Source organism: Streptomyces sp. IMTB 2501 (assembly GCF_001953885.1).
Classification (GTDB): Bacteria; Actinomycetota; Actinomycetes; order Streptomycetales; family Streptomycetaceae; genus Streptomyces.
Genome location: NZ_MQUS01000090.1, coordinates 1 through 1,267 on the forward strand (window position 1 = coordinate 1; position 1,267 = coordinate 1,267).

The 1,267-nt window shown below is 69.2% G+C and carries 1 protein-coding gene; it reads right to left on the bottom strand.

Annotated features, from left to right (window positions below; translation table 11 throughout):
* A partial coding sequence (locus AV521_RS46225) for an LCP family protein (RefSeq protein WP_076097940.1) occupies nt 1–1,267 on the bottom strand: 1,267 nt, incomplete at both ends.

Below are 1,267 nucleotides of genomic sequence, written 5' to 3' on the forward strand. Positions count from 1 at the left end.
GCCGTTGAGGTTGACCGTCTTGTAGGGGCTGACCTTGGCGCAGGTCTTGGCCTGGTCGGCGGTGGAGGCGTGGGCGCCTCCGACGGCGGTCTTGGTGTCCGCGGGCGCGGGCTGGGAGGCGCCGCCGGGGAAGCTGGTGCCGCTGGGCCAGTCGCTGCCGATGACCAGGGTCAGGCCCGTACCGGTGCCCTGCTTCAGATGCGAGCCGGACAGGCCCAGTGCCTTGGCGGCCGTCTGCGCTTCGGCCTGCCGGCCGGCGCCGTAGGTCAGGGTCGTGGTCGTCGCGGGGCTGGGCGCGTTGGCCGTGGTGGTGGCGGTACTGAAGCCCTGGTCGGTCAGCGCGGAGGCGATGGCCGAGGCGCGGCCGGTGACCGCGGTGCCGTTCTCGACCGTGACGGCGATCTGCGAGGCCGGTACCGCCGGGGCGGCGGGCGTGGCGGGTTTCGCGGTCGCCGAGGCCGCCGCGGCCTTCTGCCCGGAACCGGTGGTCAGCGACTGGTCGTTGGCGATGGTCGAGAACAGGGTCCTGGCGCCCGGGCCCACGACCACCCGTTCCTTGTTGTTCGGGTCCGCGGCCGTCTGCATCGTCGTGAACGTCATCCGTTTCGTCGGCACCTTGTTCACGTCCGACGCGAGCGAGATCAGCTTGTTCACGCTGCCCAGGCCGTCGTCCACGGTCAGCGCCCTGGTCGCCGCGTCCGCCAGACCGTACACGGCGGTGGGGTCGGTGAGCGTGCCCGCGCTCTTGAACTTGCGGATCATCGCGCTGAGGAAGATGTGCTGCGAGACCGTACGGCCCAGGTCGCTGCCGTCACCGAAACCGTGCCGGGAGCGGACGAACTCCAGCGCCGCCTCGCCCTTGAGGGTGTGCGAGCCCTGGGACAGCTTCAGATGCGAGTAGGTGTCGTAGACGTCGTCGCTCACACAGACGGGAACACCGCCCACCGCGTCGGACATCTTCACCACACCCGAGAAGTCCAGCTTCACGAAGTGATCGATCGGAATACCGGTGAGCTGGTGGATGGTGGCCACCTGGCAGGCCGGACCGTAGGAGAGAGCGCTGTTGATCTGGCCGTAGTAGCCCGGCGTGGACTGGCCCGACTGGCTGTCCCTGCAGGCCGGGACCTGGGTCATGGTGTCACGCGGGATGCTCATCACCGTCGCGTTGGAACGGTCCGCGGATATGTGGACCACCATCTCGACGTCCGCGTTCCCGTTGCCGGTCTGCACACCGGTCTTCGAACAGCCGCCGCCCAGTTTGCAGTCC